This window comes from Microbacterium sp. LMI1x-1-1.1 (assembly GCF_040676205.1).
Taxonomy (GTDB): Bacteria; Actinomycetota; Actinomycetes; order Actinomycetales; family Microbacteriaceae; genus Microbacterium; species Microbacterium aquilitoris.
Genome location: NZ_JBEGHM010000001.1, coordinates 213,630 through 231,096 on the forward strand (window position 1 = coordinate 213,630; position 17,467 = coordinate 231,096).

Sequence of the window (17,467 nt, forward strand, 5' to 3'; positions counted from 1 at the left end):
GTGTCGCACAACCTGGGTGCCTCGTCCAGGACCGGTGCCTAACCTGGGACGAATGCGGAACGTACCTCCCGTCGACCTCCCGTCCTCCGACGACACCGCAGCGCGCGACACCCGATTCTTCGGTCAGCCGTTCGTGCTCGCGCACGTGTTCGGCGTCGAGATGTGGGAGCGCTTCAGCTTCTACGGCATGCAGGGCATCCTGCTGCTGTACCTGTACTTCTCGGTCACCGACGGCGGTCTCGGCGTCGACAAGACGGTCGCGGCGAGCATCGTCGGCGCCTACGGCGGCGCGGTCTACCTGTCGACCGTCCTCGGGGCGTGGGTCGCCGACCGCATCCTCGGCGCCGAACGCGTGCTCTTCCTCAGCGCGATCGTCATCATGGCGGGGCACATCGCCCTCGCTCTGCTTCCCGGCTTCGCGGGTGTGACCGTCGGCCTCATCCTCGTCGCATTCGGGTCGGGCGGGCTCAAGGCGACCGCCACGAGCGTCGTGGGCACGTTGTACGCCGCCGACGATTCCCGACGGGATGCCGGTTTCTCGCTGTTCTACCTCGGCATCAACCTCGGCGCCTTCGCCGGCCCCCTGCTGACCGGACTGCTGCAGTCGACCCTCGGGTTCCACTGGGGCTTCGGGCTCGCCGCACTCGGCATGGCACTGGGCCTCGCCCAGTACTCGTTCGGCCGCCGGAGCCTGCCCGCCGAGGCGCGCGTGGTGCCCAACCCGCTGCCGCGCGGACGCTACCCGCTGTTCGCCGGGATCGGCGTCGCCGCCGTGGTGGTCATCGTCGTCCTGGTCCTGACCGGCGTCATCCGCGCCGACAACCTGGCGCTGATCGTGATCGGTGCGGTGATCCTCGCGGCCGTCGCGTACTTCGCCGTCATCCTGCTCAGCCGTCAGATCACCTCGCAGGAACGCAGCCGCGTGTGGGGCTTCCTGCCGCTGTTCCTCACGTCTGTCGTGTTCTGGTCGCTCTACCAGCAGCAGTTCACGGTCGTGACGCTGTACTCGGCCGAGCGCCTCGACCGCAACCTGTTCGGCTGGGAGATGCCGATCCCGTGGGTGCAGTCCATCAACCCGGTGTTCATCATCCTGCTGGCGGGCGTCTTCACGGCGGTGTGGTCGAAGCTCGGCTCACGCCAGCCGTCGACGCCGGTGAAGTTCGCGTTCGGCGTCGGCGTCATGGGCGTCGCGTTCCTGCTGTTCCTGCCCTTCGCAGGCGGCGGGGCGAACTCGACGCCGCTGCTGGCGATCGTCGGCATCCTGCTCGTCTTCACGGTCGCCGAGCTGATGCTCTCGCCCGTGGGACTGTCGGCGGCGACCAAGCTCGCGCCGGAGCGGTTCCAGACGCAGATGGTCGCGCTGTTCTTCCTGTCGGTGTCGCTCGGCACCGCCATCGCCGGCCAGCTCGCGACGCTGTACGACCCCGAGAACGAAGTGCCCTACTTCTCGACCCTCGGCCTCATCTCGATCGCGATGGGCGTGCTGCTGCTGGTCTGCGTGAAGCCGGTGCTGTCGCTCATGAAGGGCGTGCGCTGACGGATGCCGCGCGTCACGCGGTCGGCATCCGTCATCGCACAGGGCAGAATCGAGGGATGACTTCGTCCGTGTCGCAGCTCCACCCCGACCACGCCTGCCTCATCGTGCACGGCAAGGACAGCCCCGGCATCATCGCCGCGGTCTCGGCGATGATCACGCGGATCGGTGGCAACATCGTCCAGTTCGACCAGTACTCGGACGACCCCCGCGGCGGCGCGTACTTCCAGCGCGTCGTGTTCCACCGCCCGGGCTTCGCGGGGCAGCGCCCCGCGATCGAGACCGAGATCGGCGACACGCTCGCTCCGTTCGATCTGGAGTGGTCGCTCACCGACCAGTCGGTGCCCAAGCGCATGGCGATCCTGTCGTCGAAACAGGACCACTGCCTGCTCGACCTGCTGTGGCGCAACCGCCGCGGCGAGCTGCCCATCACGGTGCCGATGGTCGTCTCGAACCACGCGACGTCGGCCGATGACGTGCGCTCGTTCGGGGTGCCGTTCTTCCACGTGCCGTCGACGCCGGGTCCCGACAAGTCGGCATCCGAGGCGAAGATCCTCGAGCTGCTGAAGGGCAACGTCGATTTCGTCGTGCTCGCCCGCTACATGCAGATCCTCTCGCCGGAGTTCCTCGCCGAGCTCGCGGTGCCGGTCATCAACATCCACCACTCGTTCCTGCCCGCCTTCATCGGCGCCGAGCCGTACCGCAAGGCGAAGGAGCGCGGCGTGAAGCTCATCGGCGCGACGAGCCACTACGTCACCGGCGACCTCGACGAGGGCCCGATCATCGAGCAGGACACGATCCGCGTGACCCACGCCGACACCACCGCCGAGCTCGTGCGCCGCGGCGCCGACGTCGAGCGCCAGGTGCTGTCCCGCGCGGTGCGCTGGCACGCCGAGGACCGCGTCATCCGGCACGGGAACCACACGATCGTCTTCTGACGCGGGGTTCCGGGGACGCGATTCGCCGCCGCGAGCCGTCAGGGCGGCCCGTTGCGTCCCCGGAAGCGTTCATCGGCGCCGAACGGCGGCCCGCGACGCTCGCAGCCCGCCATCCGGCGCGACTGAGCGCGCGTTCAGCCCGTCGCACTCCCCCGTCGCAAACGGCAGCGCCACACCGCGTGTTGAGACAGGGGAAGCACAGGGGGCGACCACGCCCCGCACTCCCCTGTCGCAAACGGCAGCGCCACACGGCGTGTCGCGACAGGGGAAGCACACAGCGCGATGAGCGCACAGACCCCGCACACAGCGCGACGGGCGCACAGACCCCGCGCTCAGCCCCCGAACTCTCCCAGCGAGGTGACGGTGGCGGATGCCGCGTCCCACCGCCTCAGCCCGCGCGCCGTCCCGAGGATGGGGTCGCCGAGCAGCGGCAGCGCGCGCTCGAGGTCGGACACCTTGATCCGGCGCGCGAGGGTGACGTGCGGCATCCATTCGCCCGGCGCGGTGTGCGGAGCGTCGTCGCCGGCGCCGGCGGCCTCGTGCACGGCGGCGTGCAGGGCGAGCATCTCGGCCGACGGGACGACCGAACGGGCCAGCACCCGCCGCTCCCCCGCCCCGAAGAGTACGACCGCACCCAGCGTCACGGGGAACGCCGCGGGCAGCGGCACCCGCGCGCGGGTCACCGCGGGACGCACGAGCAGCGTCACGTGCGGGGCATTCGAGGGCGACGTGTGCGCGGCGAGGCTCGACAGCCCGGCGTCGGCGAGCGCCTGCCACTCCGCGCGCACGGCGCGCTCGGTCGCCGCATCGAACTCGAGCTCGATGCTGACGACCGGCGCGCCGCGCACCGCGGTCACCAGATGGTGACGCGCTTGTCCTGATCGAGCCAGAGCGCGTCGGCCTCGGTCACGTCGAAGGCGGCGTAGAACTCGTCGATGTTGCGGACGATCTGGTTGCAGCGGAACTCGTTCGGCGAGTGCGGGTCGATCGTCAGCAGACGGATCGTCTCGGCATCGCGCCCCTTCTGCTGCCAGATCTGACCCCAGCTGAGCAGCAGACGCTGGATGCCGGTGAGTCCGTCGATGACGGGACCGTCGGCATCCGTCGACCCGGTCGTCTTCAGGTGCAGCCGGTACGCCTTGATCGCGATGCCGAGGCCGCCCAGGTCGCCGATGTTCTCGCCGATCGTGAGGGCGCCGTTGACGGTGTGCCCCTCGGACAGCCCCTGCGGGACCAGCGCGTTGTACTGCTCGATGAGGGTCTTCGTGCGCTCGGTGAACGCCGTGCGGTCCTCGTCGGTCCACCAGTCGTTGAGCGCACCGGTGCCGTCGAATGCGCTCCCCTGGTCGTCGAAGCCGTGGCCGATCTCGTGCCCGATGACCGCACCGATGCCGCCGTAGTTCGCGGCCGGATCGCGCTCCATGTCGAAGAACGGGAACTGCAGGATCGCCGCGGGGAACACGATCTCGTTCATGAGCGGGTTGTAGTACGCGTTGACCGTCTGCGGGGTCATGAACCACTCGTCGCGGTCGATGGGCGAGCCGAGCTTCGCGACCTGCTGGTCGTGCTGCCACGCGTTCGAGCGGCGGACGTTGCCGATGAGGTCGGATGCGTCGACCTCGAGAGCCGAGTAGTCCTTCCATTTCACGGGGTAGCCGACCTTCGGGGTGAAGGCCTCGAGCTTCTCGAGCGCGCGCTCGCGCGTGGCGGGCGTCATCCACTCGAGCGACGAGATCGACTGCCGGTACGCCTCGATGAGGTTGTCGACGAGGACGTCCATCTCCTCCTTGGCGCGCGGCGGGAAGTGGCGCTCGACGTACACCTTGCCGACCGCCTCGCCGAGCGCGGCCTCGACGAGCGAGACACCGCGCTTCCAGCGCTCGCGGTTCACGGGCACGCCGGTCATCTCGGTGCCGTAGAACGCGAAGTTCGCGTCGACGAAGGCCTGCGACAGGAACGGAGCGGACGAACGGATGACCTGCAGACGCAGCCACGCCTTCCAGTCCTCGAGGCGGCCCTCGACCAGCAGCGTGCCGAGGCCCTCGAAGAAGCTCGGCTGGTTGACGTCGACCTCCTCGATGACGCCCGTCTTGCCGGCGGCGACGGCGTCGCGCCACGGGGCGAGGTCGACCCCGGTGAGCTGCACTGCGGCATCCCACGACATCAGGTTGTAGGTCGCGACGGCGTCACGGCTGCGGACGTTGTCCCAGTGGTGGGACGCGATCTCGGTCTCGAGGGCGACGACACGGTCGGCCTGCGCCTCGGCATCGTCGACACCGGCGAGGCTGAACAGCTTCGCGACGTAGGCACGGAACGCGATGCGGGTCTTCTCGAAGTTGTCGAGGCGGTAGTAGCTCTCGTCGGGGAGCGACAGCCCGCCCTGCACGAGGAACATCACGTAGCGCTGCGGGTTGCCCGGGTCGGGCTCGATGTAGGTGCCGAAGACACCCGAGACGCCCTCGCGCTCCAGCGACCCGGCGGTGCTCAGGAAGCTCGGGATGCCGGTGACCCGGTCGACGAGCGCCAGCTGCGGGGCGACGGCGTCGGCGCCGCGCTCCTCGATCGTGTCGGTGTCCATGAAGCTCGCGTACAGGTCGCCGATCTTGCGGGTCTCGGTGCCCGGCTCTGCGTCCGTCGACTCCTCGATGATCGCCCGGACGTCGTGCTCGGCCTGCTCGGCGACGAGGTGGAACGACCCCCACCGCGCCTTGTCCTCGGGGATCTCGGTGCGGTCGAGCCACGATCCGTTGACGTAACGGAACAGGTCGTCCTGCGGTCGGACGTCGGAGCTCAACTCGTCGAGATGGATGCCGGAGGGAAGGGTGTTCTCGGTCATGCGTCCCACCCTATGGGCGCACCCAGACCCCCGGCTCACTTCCTCGTCGTCGAGCACTTCTCCGGGCCCGGCTCGCCCGCGAACCGGGCGGTCGTCCACTCGATGAGCTCGTCGAGCAGCGGCGACGGACGCTCGACGACCGCCGCGTGCTCGTAGCCGTCGTAGACGCGGTAGTCGACGACCTGACCAGCCGAGCACATCCGCTGCACGAATGCGGTCTGGGTCGCCACGGGGATGACACTGTCCGCCCCGCCGTGGGCGAGCAGCACGGGCGCGTTCTGCCGGAGGGGCGCCGCGTTCTCGCGCAGGTGCACGCCGAGGGGACCGGATGCCGGGGGCTCCGAGAACAGCCGCGGATCGCCGCTCATGCCGAGCGAGGCGGCGACCGAGACGACGATCGCGGGATCGGACAGACATCGCTCCGACATCTGCCGGAGGACGGTGTCGGCACCCGGCCTCACGTACTCGTCATAGGACACGTCGTCGTAGATCGACGAGAACGCCGCGAACGCGTACGAGGCGAAGATGCTGCCGCCGGTCACGCTCGAGATGTTCTGCACGAGGGCGGACGGATCACTCGCCGGCGCGAGCGCCGCGACGCCCTGCACGTAGAGCTCGGGCGCGTACTCGCGCGCCATCGAGCCGGCCCAGAGCGCGGCCGCGCCGCCCTGCGAGTGGCCCCAGATGACCGTGCGGGTGCCGAGGTCGGCATCCTGCAACTCCCGCGCGGCGCGCACCGCGTCGAGCGACGCCGTCGCACTCGGCGGACCGATGAGGTACGGATGCGGCCCCTCGGTGCCGAGGCCGATGTAGTCCGTCGCGACGACCGCCCATCCCTGCCGGATGATCGTCGGCAAAATGTACAGCGCACCCGACCACAGACCGCGCGGCTGCAGCGAGGGGGCGCAGCTCTCCGAGAAGCCCGTCGTCCCGTGGTTCCAGTCGACGATCGGCCACTTCCCGTCGCCCTCCGTCGGCACGACGACGACACCGCTCGCGACGCGCACCTCGCCCGTCGCACCCGTGGTGGTGTAGAGGATCCGCCACGCGGTCGCGGAGACCGGGATGCCGGCGGTGAACGGCTCCGCCCGGATCAGCCGGCCCGGTTGCCCGGGCATGTCACGGGGCGCGGCGTAGAAGTCGTCGACGACGGTCGAGCCTTCACGCAGCGGCACGGTCACGAGCGCGGTCGTCACGGCGAGCGCGACCGACACGAGAGCGGTCACGGTGCGCCCCCACCGGCGCAGCCTGCGGGGCTCGTGGCGGCGCTCGGCGCGGGTGTCGCGGCGACGGCGCAGCCGCATCCAGAGGTCGGTGACCCCGCTCATGATGAGGCGGGCCCCGAACACGACGGCTACGACGAGCAGGGTGATGTCGGGCCAGAACAGCGCGAGGACGCCGAAGATCACACCCGAGATCGAGAAGGCGGCATCCGCGACGCGGGCATCCAGCGTGCGTCCCTTCGCGAAGACGGCCACGAGTCCCGCCGCGCCCGCGGCGAACAGCAGGATGCCGACGAGGGTCGCGACGACACGGACCGTCAGGCCGGGGGTGAGGAGCACGATGAGCCCGCCGACCACCCACGCTCCGCCGGTGATCGTGCGCCAGCGGGGGCGCTGGCCCTCGCCGTCGCGGCCGGTCAGATCGAGCACGCCGGTGAGGACCATGCCGCCGCCGATGAGCCAGGCGAGCACGCCGAGGGCCGTGGTCGGGCGGATGACGATGACCACGCCGAGCACGACCGCCGCCACCGCGACGATCACCCGCACCCACTCGGGCAGGCGCGCGTAGAAGCGCCCGAGCGCGAGTCGCTGCAGCAGCCGCATCCGGTCCCTCCTCCGTCGTCGGCGTGAATCCTCCACCGTAATCCTGCTGGCCGATGAGCTCCCGCTCCTCGACATCGGGCGACTCGGCGTGCAAGGGGCCGCCGCGGGCAGGGCTACAGTGAGCGCCATGGGACGGGCCGGGACGATGCGCGCGAGCGTCCGCGACGTCGCCGCCCGCGCCGGAGTCTCGACGCAGACCGTCTCGCGCGTCATCAACGACAGCCCGAACCTTCGGCCCGAGACCCGTGCCCGCGTCGAAGCGGCGATCGCCGAACTCGGCTACCGCGTCAACAACGCCGCACGATCCCTGGGCACCTCGACGACCCGCACCGTCGGGGTCGTCGCCTCCGACGCCACCCTGTGGGGCCCCGGCGCGGGCATCGCCGCGCTCGACGCGGCGGCGCGGGCGGCGGACCGCTGGTTGGCGACGACCTACGCGGATGCCGCGGACCCGGCATCCGTCACCGATGCCGCCCAGCGGCTGCTCGCCCAGGGCGTCGATGCGCTGATCGTCGTCGCCCCGCACACCGCCACGCTCCCCGCCCTGCGACAGGTCGCCGGCGACACCCCGCTCGCCGCGCTGCACACCGGTGAGGGCGCCGCCCGGCAGCGCGCCGGCGCGGCGCTCGCTGTCGACCACCTCGTCACGCTCGGCCATCGGCGCATCGCGCGACTCGCGGGACCCGCCGACTGGCTCGAGGCCACGGCCCGCGACGAGGGCGTCGATGGTGCGCTGGATGCCGCCGGCATCCGTCCCGCGGCGATCTGGCACGGCGACTGGAGCGCGGCGGCGGGAGCCTCGATCGCGCGCGAGGTGGCCGTCGCGGTGCGCGGAGCGGACGGGCCGACGGCGGTCGCGGCGGCCAATGACCAGATGGCGCTCGGCCTCATCGCCGGCCTCGTCGCCGAGGGCCTGCGGGTTCCCGAGGACGTCTCGGTCACGGGTTTCGACGACAACGCGGATGCCGCCTTCTACACGCCCGCGCTCACCACGGTGCGCGTCGACACGGCCGGTGAGGCGCAGCGCGTGGTCGCCGAGGCCCTCGGCCTGCCCGCGCGCGGCGACGTCGCGGAGCCGGTGCTCATCGCACGCGCATCGAGCGCCGCGCCGCCCGGCTGAGCCAACTCTGGCGCGACCGAGATGTTACCGGTAACATCAACCGCATGACCGATCTCGATGAGGCGATCGCGGCCGTCCGCGCGGACGTCGCCGCCCTGCATGCCGAACTCGTCCGCTACGGCCTCGTCGTCTGGACCGGGGGCAACGTCTCGGGACGCGTGCGCGTTGGTGAAGACCGCAGTGCCGACCTCTTCGTCATCAAGCCGTCCGGCGTCTCGTACGACGACCTCGCGCCCGAGAACATGATCCTGTGCGACCTCGACGGCACCGTCGTTCCCGGCACCCCGGGCAGCGACCGCTCGCCCTCGAGCGACACCGCCGCGCACGCCTACGTGTACCGGAACATGCCGGACGTCGGCGGCGTCGTCCACACCCACTCTCCCTACGCGGTTGCCTGGGCGGCGCGCGGCGAGGAGATCCCCTGCGTCATCACCGGCATGGCCGACGAGTTCGGCGGCCCGATCCCGGTCGGGCCGTTCGCGATCATCGGCGACGACTCGATCGGCCGCGGCATCGTCGAGACGCTGACCGGCCACCGCTCGCGCGCCGTGCTCATGCAGAACCACGGACCGTTCACGATCGGCGTCAGCGCGAAGGATGCCGTGAAGGCAGCCGTCATGTGCGAGGACGCCGCGCGCACCGTGCACTTCGCGCGGCAGGGGGGCGAGCTGATCCCGATCCCGCAGGAGAAGATCGACGCCCTCTACAACCGGTACCAGAACGTGTACGGCCAGAGCACGGACGCCCGCCGATGAGCGTCATCTTCTCCGGCGGCGCAGCGTTGGGCATCGAGCTCGGCTCGACCCGCATCAAGGCCTGCCTCGTCGACGCGAGCAACCCGACCACCGTGCTGGCCGTCGGCAGCCACGAGTGGGAGAACGCCCTCGTAGACGGCGTGTGGACCTACTCCGAGGACGCGATCTGGTCGGGCCTGCAGGCGGCATACGCCGCCCTCGTCGCCGACGTCCGCCGACAGGGCGCCGAACTCACGGAGCTCGCCGGCATCGGCGTCTCCGCGATGATGCACGGCTACCTCGCCTTCGACGCCGAGGGGAACCTCCTCGTGCCGTTCCGTACCTGGCGCAACACGTCCACCGGTGCCGCCGCGGCCGAGCTGACCCACCTGCTGGACGTCAACATCCCGCTCCGCTGGTCGATCGCCCACCTGCACCAGGCCGTCCTCGACGACGAGGCGCACCTCGCCTCGCTCGCGAAGATCAACACCCTCGCCGGATGGGTCCACGAGAAGCTCACCGGACGCTTCGCGCTCGGCGTCGGTGACGCGTCGGGCATGTTCCCGATCGGCACCAACGGCGGCTACGACCGCGGCCGCATCGCGGCGTACGACGCGCACGCCGCCGGGTTCCTCGCCGGACGCAGCCTGACGGACCTCCTGCCCGCGGTCCTTCCCGCGGGGGCGGATGCCGGGACTCTCACTGCCGCAGGCGCCGCCCTCCTCGACCCGACCGGCACGCTCCGCCCGGGCGCCGTGGCGGCCCCCGCAGAGGGCGACGCCGGCACCGGCATGGTCGCCACGAACGCGGTATCGCCGCGCACGGGCAACGTCAGCGCCGGCACGAGCATCTTCGCGATGGTGGTCCTCGAGCGTCCGTTGGAGCGCGTCCACACCGAGATCGATCTCGTCACGACGCCCGCCGGCGACCCGGTCGCGATGGTGCACTGCAACAACGGAGCGAGCGAGCTGGCGTCGTACGCGTCGCTGTTCGCGCGGTTCGCCGCGGCATCCGGTCAGTCGATGACGACGGACGCCGTCTACGAGACGCTCCTGCGCGAAGCGCTCGAGGGCGCTGCGGATGCCGGTGGGGTCCTCGCGTACAACCACTTGAGCGGCGAGCCGATCGCCGGTCTCGACGAGGGCCGGCCGCTCGTGGTGCGCACCCCCGACGCGGACTTCTCGCTCGCGAACGTCATGCGCGCACAGGTCTACGGTGTCTTCGCGACGCTCGCGATCGGCATGCAGACGCTCGCCGAGGAGGGTGTCGCGCTCGACGCTATGTTCGCGCACGGCGGCGTGTTCCGCACCGCCGGTGTCGCACAGCGCTTCCTCGCCGGCGCGCTCGACGCGCCCGTCACCGTCGGCGACACCGCGGCTGAGGGCGGCGCATGGGGCATGGCGGTCCTCGCGGCGTTCGCCGCCGCGGAGCCCGGCCAGGACCTCGCGTCGTACCTCACCGACCAGGTCTTCGCGGGGGCCGCCTCCGTCACGGCCGACCCCGACCCGGCCGACGTCGCCGGGTTCGCCGACTACCTCGCGCGCTACCGCGACGGCCTGGCCGTCGAGAGCGCCGCCATCACCGCTCTGCCGCTGCGCGGCATCCGCTCATCGAACGAAGGAACAGCATGACCCTCTCCACCAGCCTCGAGCAGTACACCGTCTGGTTCGTCACCGGCAGCCAGAACCTCTACGGCGAGGAGACGCTGCGGCAGGTCGCCGAGCAGTCGCAGGCCGTCGCGGAGGGCCTCGCGGGCCTTCCGGTGAAGGTCGAGTGGAAGCCTGTCCTGAAGGACTCGGACTCGATCAAGCGGCTCGCCCTCGACGCCAACGCCGACGACTCGGTGATCGGCGTCATCGCGTGGATGCACACCTTCAGCCCCGCGAAAATGTGGATCTCGGGTCTCGACGCGCTCCGCAAGCCCCTGCTGCACCTGCACACGCAGGCCAACGTCGAGCTGCCGTGGAACGACATCGACTTCGACTTCATGAACCTCAACCAGGCCGCCCACGGCGACCGCGAGTTCGGGTACATCCAGACGCGCCTGGGCGTCGCGCGCAAGACCGTCGTCGGACATGTCTCGAACCCCGTCGTCCTGCAGCAGATCGAGGACTGGGAGCGCGCCGCCGCGGGCTGGCAGGCCGTCAAGACCCTCAAGCTCGCCCGCTTCGGCGACAACATGCGCTACGTCGCGGTCACCGAGGGCGACAAGACCGAAGCCGAGCTGCAGTTCGGCGTGCAGGTCAACACGTGGGGCGTGAACGAGTTGACGGATGCCGTGGCCCAGGCATCCGAGGCTCAGATCGACGCGCTCGTCGAGGAGTACGTGGCGTCGTACGACGTGGCGCCGGAGCTGCTGCCCGGAGCCGAGCGGCACCAGTCGCTGCGCGACGGCGCGGCGATCGAGGTCGGACTGCGCTCGTTCCTGGAGGCCGGTGGCTTCGGGGCCTTCACCACGTCGTTCGAGGACCTCGGCGCGCTCACGCAGCTGCCCGGCCTCGCCGTGCAGCGCCTCATGGCCGAGGGCTACGGCTTCGGCGCCGAGGGCGACTGGAAGACGGCGATCCTCGTGCGCGTCGCGAACGTCATGGGCTCGGGGCTCCCCGGTGGGGCGAGCCTCATGGAGGACTACACCTACGACCTGGTTCCCGGCAACGAGCGGATCCTCGGCGCCCACATGCTCGAGGTGTCGCCGACCCTGACGACGTCCAAGCCGCGCCTCGAGGTGCACGAGCTCGGGATCGGCGGCAAGGCCGACCCCGTGCGCCTGGTCTTCACGGCGGATGCGGGCCCCGCCCTCGTCGTCGCGATGAGCGACATGCGCGACCGGTTCCGCCTCGTCGCGAACGTCGTCGAGAACGTCGACGCCCCCGACCTTCCGAAGCTGCCGGTCGGTCGCGCGGTCTGGAAGCCGTCGCCGGACTTCGCGACCTCGGCATCCTGCTGGCTCGCTGCGGGCGCCGCGCACCACACCGTCATGACGACGGCCGTGGGCATCGAGGTGTTCCGCGACTTCGCCGACATCGCCGGCACCGAGCTGCTCGTCATCGACGAGGACACGACGGTGCGCGGCTTCCAGAAGGAACTCCGCTGGAACCAGGCCTACTACCGCCTCGCGCGCGGACTGTAAACGCCCACGAGAACGCCCCGGTGCCGATGTGGCGCCGGGGCGTTTCGTGTGTGCGCGGTGTCACGCGATGCAATAGATGCCGGGCGGCGCGCCGCAGCATTCGCCCGCTACCGGCGTGTCGCCGCGGATCTATTGCATCCGCTAACGTCGACCGGGCTCAGTGCCCGCCGTGGCCCGTCATGAAGACCTCGTTGACCGAGGCGCCGGGGGCGTCGCTGCCGATCGGGGTCGCGGCGAGAGCCGGTGTCACGACGCCGGCGAGCAGGAAGGCGCCGGCGATGAGGCCGCCGATGCTGGTCCGCGCCGCGGCCCGCGCGGTGGGTCGACTCGGTCGTCCCCGGTCGGCGCGACGCAGCGCGACCGCCGACACGACGCCGACGGCGAGTGACAGAACCGCGGCGACGACCACGGGGTAGATGCTCACCTGCGCCGGCCCGACGAGCATGAGCGCGAACAGCAGGACGATCCCGACCAGTGAGACGGCCACCCCGGAGCGGGGCGTCGCGAGCCGGCCCTTGGCCAGCGTCACCATCCCCCACGCGAGGGTTGCCGCGCCGACGGTGGCGAGCAGGATGCCGATGCCACGGTCGGCGGCATCGGCACCCTTCACGATCGCGCCCGCACTCAGCCCGAGCTGAACCAGCCCTGCTCCCCACGCGGCGAGCGCGGGCCAGGAGCGGACGAGAGCGGACGGTGACATCAGACGGCCGCGCGGGTGGAGACCTGCTTGTCGGCGGCGATGCCGACGCCGAGCAGGACGATCGCGCTCGCGAGGTGCAGGAAGTGGTCGGCCGTGTTCAGCGCGAGGATGTTCGCCGCGCTGCCGACGAGGAAGAAGCCCACGATGCCGAGCAGCAGGTACGCGGCTCCGACGACGAGGTTGACGCCCTTGGCGGCGCGGACGTTCGACAGGCCGCCGATCAGCAGCGCCGCACCGATCAGGAGGTGCGCGACGTTGTGCAGCGGGTTGACCATGAAGATGCCGAGCAGGAGGCCACCCTTGTCAGCAAGGAAGCCGACGCCCGCCGTCACGGTGAATCCGAGCAGTCCGACGAGGATGTAGACGGCGCCGAAGATGACGGCGACGAGGCGGTTGGGTGAGCTGGTCATGTGATTGTCCCTCCATTGGTGCGACGGATGCCGCAGGTTGCGCTTTCAGGTGCTACACAGCATTCGGTGCGGGGCCGGGAACGGATTGCACTCGGCCCGTTGTCGAGACTGTATGGACAGGGCGACCCCGCAACGCAGGCCTTGTGGGCCGCTGGCACCCACTGCTATGCGAGCGCTATGCCGACAGCAGGGGTGTCCGCGACCGATGGCCGTCCGGCCAGATGATCGACACTGCGTCCGACTCGACCTCGACGACCGCATCGGTCCGCACCGGCGCGCCGGAGCCGCGCAGATCCAGCACCACGATCGCCTCGTCACACGAACCGAGGTCGACCACCGGGACGACGGCGCGGTCGCCGAGGGGACTGGCCCCGTCCCAGCGCACCACACCGGCGATCCCGCCGGTCAACGAGCGGATGCCGCTGGTCACCCCGCCCGACGAGGCTTCAGCCGCCGCGCCGCTCACGTGCCCCGTCGGATCGTCGCCGGCGACGGCCCAGCCCCCGACGCGCAGACGCAGCGCGCCTTCCGCGCGATCCTCGACGCGAACGACCCGCACCTCGATGCTGCCGCGGACGAACGAATCGACCCGGATGCGGCCGGCGCGACGCGCGACGCCGGTGAGCCCCGACCCGTGCGCGTGCGTCGTGGGGGCCGGCTCGACCCAGTGGGTGTCCCACTCCGCCGAGACCGACCCGACCCCGTCGTCGACGCGCGTCCCGAGCAGCCGCATCCCGCTGCGGTGGGTGCGGCGACCGTCGGCATCCGTCATCGTCACCGACTGTTCGAGCGGATCGCGCCACGCCTGCGCGTCCAGGAGGGGCGCGGTCGCGGTCGAGTACCCGATGCGGGCGTACAGCGGCGAGTCCGTCGACACCGCGCCCGCGCGGGAGTGGTCCGTGCCGTGGTTGACGACGCGGACGATGCCGTCGGCGGCGGTGCCCGACACGATCCAGCCCGGCGAGGTCACGGCGCGGAGGACGTCGCCCGTCTCGACGGGGAGCGGCTCGGCGGGCGTCGTCCAGACGGGATGATCCGCGGGCAGCAGGACGCCGAGGAGCCCCTTCACCGCCCAGTAGGGCGACCCGGGTCCGGAGTAGGACTGCGCCAGGGCGCGCCACTCGCCGTGCCACCCCATCGTCAGGATGCCGTCGGCGTCCGGAGCGCCCCTTTCGGCGAAGTGGCGGACGATGAGCTCCGCCGCATGGCGCAGTCGACCGGGCGAGTGCGACGGCACCTCGGCGATGACGCCGACCCAGAACACGGCCGCAGCCGCGAACCGGTAGATGAGGCTCCTGCCTTGTATCAGGGGCGACCCGTCGCCGCCCACGAGCGCGAGCGCATCGTCGATGAAGCGATCCAGCCGGGCGACGTCACCCGCCGTCCGTCCGCCGGCGAGCTCCGCGGCCCCCGTCATCCGGGACCAGAGGACGGGGTACACGTGCAGCGCCCAGCCCACGTAGTGGTCGTAGGAGCGCTCGTCGCCGTCCGACAGCCAACCGTCCTCCCGCACGAACGAATCGTGGCAGGCGAGGTCGGCCGCGATGTCGTCCGGCGACCACGGACCGCCGACCGAGCGCAGGAACGTCTCGACGACGATGCGGAACCATACCCAGTTCGTCCGCGGATACGTGTCGTCCCCCACGACGGGAGCGAACCACTCGATCGCGCGCCGCCGGGTGACGGCGTCGAGGGCGTCCCACACCCAGGGCCGCGTGAGGTCGAGGACGAGGGCGATGGATGCCGCCTCGACCTTCGCCTGCCCGTGCTCGTCCGGCCGCACCCACCGGTCGGGCGCTCCGGGATCGACGCCGGTCGTGACTCCCCGGCGGACGAACGCGATCAGGTCGTCGACACCGACGCCGCGCTCCCCCGCGATCCGGAAGCCCGCCAGCAGCAGCGTGCGCGCGAAGCCCTCGAGTCCGTCGACGTCACGGCCGTACCCGCCCTCGGCTCCCGGGAAGAGGATGCGACCGCCACCGGGCGTCGCGTACCGTCGCGCGGCGTCGAGAAGGGCGTCGGCGTGCGCGACCCATTCCGCGCGCGACCACTCCCCGGCGAGCATCGGACGCCCCGGTCAGCCTCGTCGGCTCGCGAGCGTCCGCCCGGCATCCCGCAGCCAGCGTTCCGGGTCGGCCATCGACGCCGCGGCGCTCCCGGCCAGCTCGGTCGTCGAGACGGCGTGCGCGAATCCCGACGTGTCGGCATCCGCACCGAACCGTCCGGCGACGACCGCGACCGGCACCGCCCGCGACGTCGCGAGCCCGTGGACGAACGCGGGCACCTTGCCCGCCGCGGACTGACCGTCGAACGAGCCTTCACCCGTGACGACGAGGGATGCCGCGCCCACCGCGCCGGCGAGGTCGACGAGTTCGGCGACCCGCTCCGCGCCGGGGACGAGATCCGCGCCCCACGCGGCGAGGGCGAAGCCCGTGCCGCCCGCGGCGCCCGCACCGGGCAGCAACGGGTCGGCGCCCGGAGCGTGACGGGCGATGCACGCCGCGAAGCGCTCGAGCACCCCGTCGACGACCGTGACGTCGGCGGGGGTGAGCCCCTTCTGCGGCCCGAACACGGCCGCAGCACCCGAGGGCCCCGTCAACGGGTTGGTGACGTCGCTGAGGACCGTCACCCCGCCCGCGGGCATCGGACGCACGTGCGTGAGGTCGATGGCCGAGACGGCGGCGAGTCCGCGCGCGCCGGCCGGCACGTCCCGCCCGTCGGCGTCGACCATGCGCGCGCCCAGGGCACGCAGCATCCCGCTGCCGCCGTCGGTCGACGCCGACGACCCGATCCCGAGGACGAGTCGGGTGACCCCGGCGTCGAGGGCGGCGGCGATCGCCTGCCCGAAACCGGTGGTGTCGGCATCCCACGGCAGCCGGTCGTCGCCGAGCAGTTCGATCCCGCTCGTCGAGGCGAGTTCGACGACGCCCGTGCCGTCCGGCAGCAGAAGCCATGAGGAATCGACGGCGATGCCGCGGGGCCCCCGGACCCGCACCGGGCGTCGCTCGGCGCCGGGGACGGCGGCCGCGAACGCGTCGAGGGTTCCCTCTCCCCCGTCCGCCATCGGACGCAGCACGAGCTCTGCCGCAGGATCCACCTCGCGCCACCCGGCGGCGAAGGCGGCCGCGGCGGCGGCAGCCGGGAGGGAGCCCTTGAAGCTGTCGAGCGCGACGACGACGCTCATGCGCGCGGAGGGGTGCTCTCGCGCAGCAGCACCTCGAGTCGCAGGTCATCCGGGTGCGGCTCCCACTCGGCATCCGTCGCCGCGCGGAACGCCTGGTAGCCGACCTCTTCGAGCGGCACGCGGACGGTCGTGAGCGCCGGGGTCACGTCGCGGCCCGTGGGGATGTCGTCGAAGCCGGCGAGGGCGATGTCCTCACCCGCCGTGCGCCCCGCGGCGCGCATGGCCGTCAGGGCGCCGATGGCGACGACGTCGCTGATGCCGAAGACGACCGTCCCGGGCTCGATGCCGTCCGCGAGGGCGCGCGTCATGGCCTCGTAGCCCGCTTCGCGCGTGAACCCGCCGCGGTAGACACGGGGGGCGGACCCGCCCGCAGCGGTGAACCCGGCGGTGAATCCGTCGAGTCGGGTGTCGCTCGTGGCGGTCCCCTCCTCGGCGGCGAGCACGACGGCCTGGCGGTATCCCCGCTCGACGAGTGCTCGACCGAGGGCTTCGGCGCCGCTGCGGTTGTCGAGGACGAGGGAGCGCACATCGCCGGCGCCCTTGCCGAGGGCGACGACCTGACCGCCCATCCCGCTCAAGAGCTCCAGCTCGCGCGTCAGTTCGGCCGACGGTCCCGCCGTGGTCCGCGACGCCGCGAGGATCAGCCCGCGCGGGCGTTGTCCGCGCAGGGCCCGGACGAGCCTGACCTCCCGCTCCGGATCGCGCTCCGTGATCGCCACCGTCACGACGAGCCCGGCCTCATCGGCACCGCGGGCGACGCCTGAGGCGATGAGCCCGAAGTAGGGGTCGGCGATGTCGGCCACGAGCAAGGCGATGATCGCCGACGTTCCCCGCGCGGTCGCCTGGGCCGACAGGTTCGCGCTGTATCCGAGCCGCGCGGCGGCCTCTTCGACCCGCTCCCGGTAGGAGTCGGCGACTTTGCGGGTCGAGCCGTTGAGGGCGCGCGAGGCGGTGGCGAGCGAAACGCCCGCCGCGCGGGCGACGTCGTCGAGCGTGACCGCGCCGGACGGCGCGACTCGACGCAGGGTGCGGTCGGTCATGGTGCGCAGTCTACG

The 17,467-nt window shown here is 71.7% G+C and carries 14 protein-coding genes; 6 read left to right on the plus strand and 8 right to left on the minus strand.

Annotated elements, in window-relative coordinates; translation table 11 throughout:
• Window positions 1-52: 52 nt before the first annotated feature.
• Entirely contained in the window at window positions 53-1,537 is a 1,485-nt protein-coding gene (locus tag MRBLMI1x_RS01020) for a peptide MFS transporter (RefSeq protein ID WP_363455070.1), read from the plus strand.
• Between the two features lie 56 nt (window positions 1,538-1,593).
• Entirely contained in the window at window positions 1,594-2,472 is an 879-nt protein-coding gene (gene purU, locus MRBLMI1x_RS01025; protein WP_363455073.1) for a formyltetrahydrofolate deformylase, read from the plus strand.
• Window positions 2,473-2,804: 332 nt separating this feature from the next.
• On the opposite strand, the gene MRBLMI1x_RS01030 is transcribed toward purU, so the two are convergent.
• Genes MRBLMI1x_RS01030 through MRBLMI1x_RS01040 form a run of 3 tightly spaced genes read right to left on the minus strand, consistent with a single transcriptional unit; the run spans window position 2,805 to window position 7,134 of the window.
• Window positions 2,805-3,329: a 2'-5' RNA ligase family protein gene (locus MRBLMI1x_RS01030; RefSeq protein WP_363455076.1), complete on the minus strand. Its 525-nt coding sequence runs from the start codon at window positions 3,327-3,329 to the stop codon at window positions 2,805-2,807.
• The gene (locus tag MRBLMI1x_RS01035) at window positions 3,326-5,308 is read right to left on the minus strand and encodes a M13 family metallopeptidase (RefSeq protein WP_026302919.1); all 1,983 of its coding nucleotides are present in this window, start codon (window positions 5,306-5,308) and stop codon (window positions 3,326-3,328) included. Before MRBLMI1x_RS01035 ends, MRBLMI1x_RS01030 begins: the two co-directional genes overlap by 4 nt.
• A 35-nt stretch (window positions 5,309-5,343) precedes the next feature.
• Window positions 5,344-7,134, minus strand: a complete 1,791-nt coding sequence (locus tag MRBLMI1x_RS01040; RefSeq protein WP_363455079.1) for an alpha/beta fold hydrolase — start codon at window positions 7,132-7,134, stop codon at window positions 5,344-5,346.
• A 127-nt stretch (window positions 7,135-7,261) separates the two neighbouring features.
• Between MRBLMI1x_RS01040 and MRBLMI1x_RS01045 the strand changes: the two genes are divergently transcribed.
• From MRBLMI1x_RS01045 to araA, 4 genes are read left to right on the plus strand one after another with little or no spacing between them, the layout of a single operon-like run.
• Window positions 7,262-8,254, plus strand: a complete 993-nt coding sequence (locus tag MRBLMI1x_RS01045) for a substrate-binding domain-containing protein (RefSeq protein WP_363455082.1) — start codon at window positions 7,262-7,264, stop codon at window positions 8,252-8,254.
• Window positions 8,255-8,298: 44 nt separating this feature from the next.
• Entirely contained in the window at window positions 8,299-9,009 is a 711-nt protein-coding gene (locus tag MRBLMI1x_RS01050) for an L-ribulose-5-phosphate 4-epimerase (RefSeq protein WP_018187490.1), read from the plus strand.
• Complete coding sequence (locus MRBLMI1x_RS01055) at window positions 9,006-10,619, plus strand: FGGY-family carbohydrate kinase (RefSeq protein ID WP_363455086.1); 1,614 nt, start codon at window positions 9,006-9,008, stop codon at window positions 10,617-10,619. The genes MRBLMI1x_RS01050 and MRBLMI1x_RS01055 overlap by 4 nt, the downstream gene beginning before the upstream one ends.
• A complete protein-coding gene (gene araA / locus MRBLMI1x_RS01060) occupies window positions 10,616-12,118 on the plus strand; it encodes an L-arabinose isomerase (protein WP_363455089.1) in 1,503 nt (500 codons plus the stop codon). Before MRBLMI1x_RS01055 ends, araA begins: the two co-directional genes overlap by 4 nt.
• 157 nt (window positions 12,119-12,275) lie before the next feature.
• On the opposite strand, the gene MRBLMI1x_RS01065 is transcribed toward araA, so the two are convergent.
• The 5 genes from MRBLMI1x_RS01065 to MRBLMI1x_RS01085 form a co-directional block, all read right to left on the minus strand.
• The gene (locus MRBLMI1x_RS01065) at window positions 12,276-12,818 is read right to left on the minus strand and encodes a hypothetical protein (RefSeq protein WP_018187493.1); all 543 of its coding nucleotides are present in this window, start codon (window positions 12,816-12,818) and stop codon (window positions 12,276-12,278) included.
• Window positions 12,818-13,228 (minus strand): DUF4383 domain-containing protein, encoded by a 411-nt coding sequence (locus MRBLMI1x_RS01070; protein WP_018187494.1) that lies wholly within the window; start codon window positions 13,226-13,228, stop codon window positions 12,818-12,820. Before MRBLMI1x_RS01070 ends, MRBLMI1x_RS01065 begins: the two co-directional genes overlap by 1 nt.
• Before the next feature lie 175 nt (window positions 13,229-13,403).
• Entirely contained in the window at window positions 13,404-15,293 is a 1,890-nt protein-coding gene (locus MRBLMI1x_RS01075; protein WP_363455093.1) for a DUF2264 domain-containing protein, read from the minus strand.
• Between the two features lie 12 nt (window positions 15,294-15,305).
• Complete coding sequence (locus MRBLMI1x_RS01080; RefSeq protein WP_018187496.1) at window positions 15,306-16,412, minus strand: glycerate kinase; 1,107 nt, start codon at window positions 16,410-16,412, stop codon at window positions 15,306-15,308.
• Window positions 16,409-17,452: a LacI family DNA-binding transcriptional regulator gene (locus MRBLMI1x_RS01085; RefSeq protein ID WP_311868091.1), complete on the minus strand. Its 1,044-nt coding sequence runs from the start codon at window positions 17,450-17,452 to the stop codon at window positions 16,409-16,411. Before MRBLMI1x_RS01085 ends, MRBLMI1x_RS01080 begins: the two co-directional genes overlap by 4 nt.
• Window positions 17,453-17,467 lie beyond the last annotated feature (15 nt).

Coding starts and splice junctions, on each gene's coding strand:
- MRBLMI1x_RS01035 (WP_026302919.1), bottom strand. CDS start 5,308: ATGACCGAGAACACCCTTCCCTCCGGCATCCATCTCGACGAGTTGAGC.
- MRBLMI1x_RS01055 (WP_363455086.1), top strand. CDS start 9,006: ATGAGCGTCATCTTCTCCGGCGGCGCAGCGTTGGGCATCGAGCTCGGC.
- MRBLMI1x_RS01050 (WP_018187490.1), top strand. CDS start 8,299: ATGACCGATCTCGATGAGGCGATCGCGGCCGTCCGCGCGGACGTCGCC.
- MRBLMI1x_RS01070 (WP_018187494.1), bottom strand. CDS start 13,228: ATGACCAGCTCACCCAACCGCCTCGTCGCCGTCATCTTCGGCGCCGTC.
- MRBLMI1x_RS01020 (WP_363455070.1), top strand. CDS start 53: ATGCGGAACGTACCTCCCGTCGACCTCCCGTCCTCCGACGACACCGCA.
- MRBLMI1x_RS01080 (WP_018187496.1), bottom strand. CDS start 16,412: ATGAGCGTCGTCGTCGCGCTCGACAGCTTCAAGGGCTCCCTCCCGGCT.
- MRBLMI1x_RS01045 (WP_363455082.1), top strand. CDS start 7,262: ATGGGACGGGCCGGGACGATGCGCGCGAGCGTCCGCGACGTCGCCGCC.
- MRBLMI1x_RS01075 (WP_363455093.1), bottom strand. CDS start 15,293: ATGCTCGCCGGGGAGTGGTCGCGCGCGGAATGGGTCGCGCACGCCGAC.
- MRBLMI1x_RS01040 (WP_363455079.1), bottom strand. CDS start 7,134: ATGCGGCTGCTGCAGCGACTCGCGCTCGGGCGCTTCTACGCGCGCCTG.
- MRBLMI1x_RS01065 (WP_018187493.1), bottom strand. CDS start 12,818: ATGTCACCGTCCGCTCTCGTCCGCTCCTGGCCCGCGCTCGCCGCGTGG.
- purU (WP_363455073.1), top strand. CDS start 1,594: ATGACTTCGTCCGTGTCGCAGCTCCACCCCGACCACGCCTGCCTCATC.
- araA (WP_363455089.1), top strand. CDS start 10,616: ATGACCCTCTCCACCAGCCTCGAGCAGTACACCGTCTGGTTCGTCACC.
- MRBLMI1x_RS01085 (WP_311868091.1), bottom strand. CDS start 17,452: ATGACCGACCGCACCCTGCGTCGAGTCGCGCCGTCCGGCGCGGTCACG.